This window comes from Pseudomonas persica, assembly GCF_900291015.1.
GTDB lineage: Bacteria > Pseudomonadota > Gammaproteobacteria > Pseudomonadales > Pseudomonadaceae > Aquipseudomonas.
In genome coordinates this window covers 1-1,926 of record NZ_OLKL01000059.1, presented here as the reverse complement: position 1 = coordinate 1,926, position 1,926 = coordinate 1, and the positions used below count along the sequence as shown (strand labels likewise).

Below are 1,926 nucleotides of genomic sequence, written 5' to 3'. Positions count from 1 at the left end.
AGTACAGACCGTCACTGTTGAGGCGGGCAAGACCCAGGGCAGTGTTGATTTCGAGACCCCGGCCAACGATGTCTACAACAACGGCTCGACCGTCAGCACCACGATTACCGGTGCGACCGGCGGCAACTTCGAGCAGCTGACGCCGAATCCGACCCCGGCCCAGACCACCATCAACGACTCGGTCGACACCACCACCGCGACCCTGACGGCGAGCCCGTCGGTGACCGAAGGTGGCGTGATCACCTACACCGTGACCCTGAGCAACCCGGCCCAGTCGCCGGTAACCGTGACCCTGTCCAATGGCCAGACCATTACCGTCGAAGCCGGCAAGACCCAGGGCAGTGTCGACTTTGAGACGCCGGCCAACGACGTCTACAACAACGGCTCGACCGTCAGCACCACGATTACCGGTGCTACCGGTGGCAACTTTGAACAGCTGACGCCGAACCCGACCCCGGCCCAGACCACCATCAACGACTCGGTCGATGTCACCACCGCGACCCTGACCGCTTCGCCAAGCGTGACCGAAGGCGGCGTGATCACCTACACGGTGACCCTGAGCAACCCGGCCCAGACCCCGGTGACTGTGACCCTGTCTAATGGCCAGACCATCACTGTTGAGGCGGGCAAGACCCAGGGCAGTGTTGATTTCGAGACCCCGGCCAACGATGTCTACAACAACGGCTCGACCGTCAGCACCACGATTACCGGTGCGACCGGCGGCAACTTCGAGCAGCTGACGCCGAATCCGACCCCGGCCCAGACCACCATCAACGACTCGGTCGACACCACCACCGCGACCCTGACTGCTTCGCCAAGCGTGACCGAAGGCGGTGTGATCACCTACACCGTGACCCTGAGCAACCCGGCCCAGACCCCGGTGACCGTGACCCTGTCCAACGGCCAGACCATTACCGTCGAAGCCGGCAAGACCCAGGGCAGTGTCGACTTCGAGACCCCGGCCAACGATGTCTATAACAACGGCTCAACCGTTAGCGTGACCATCGAAAGCGCCACGGGTGGCAACTTCGAGCAGCTGACGCCGAACCCGACCCCGGCCCAGACCACCATCAATGATTCGGTCGATGTCACCACCGCCACCCTGACCGCTTCGCCAAGCGTCACCGAAGGTGGTGTGATCACCTACACCGTGACCCTGAGCAACCCGGCGCAGTCGCCGGTGACCGTGACCCTGTCCAACGGCCAGACCATCACCGTCGAAGCCGGCAAGACCCAGGGCAGTGTCGACTTCGAGACCCCGGCCAACGATGTCTACAACAACGGCTCGACCGTTAGCGTCACCATCGAAAGCGCCACGGGTGGCAACTTCGAGCAACTGACGCCGAACCCGACCCCGGCCCAGACCACCATCAACGACTCGGTGGATACTACTACCGCGACCCTGACGGCCACTCCGTCGGTGACCGAAGGTGGTGTGATCACCTACACCGTGACCCTGAGCAGTCCGGCTCAGTCGCCGGTGACTGTGACCCTGTCCAACGGCCAGACCATCACTGTTGAGGCGGGCAAGACCCAGGGCAGTGTTGATTTCGAGACGCCGGCCAACGACGTCTACAACAATGGCTCGACCGTCAGCACCACGATTACCGGTGCGACCGGTGGCAACTTCGAGCAGCTGACGCCGAACCCGACCCCGGCTCAGACCACCATCAACGACTCGGTCGACACCACCACGGTGACCCTGACGGCGAGCCCGTCGGTGACCGAAGGTGGCGTCATCACCTACACCGTGACCCTGAGCAATCCGGCCCAGACCCCGGTGACCGTGACCTTGTCCAACGGCCAGACCATCACCGTCGAAGCCGGCAAGACCCAGGGCAGCGTTGACTTCGAGACGCCGGCCAACGACGTCTACAACAACGGCTCGACCGTTAGCGTGACCATCGAAAGCGCCACAGGTGGCAA

At 63.3% G+C, this 1,926-nt stretch carries 1 protein-coding gene; it reads left to right on the top strand.

Features of this window, described 5'->3' with window-relative positions; all coding sequences use genetic code 11:
• A partial coding sequence (locus FQ664_RS25685) for an immunoglobulin-like domain-containing protein (protein WP_368667996.1) occupies positions 1–1,926 on the top strand: 1,926 nt, incomplete at both ends.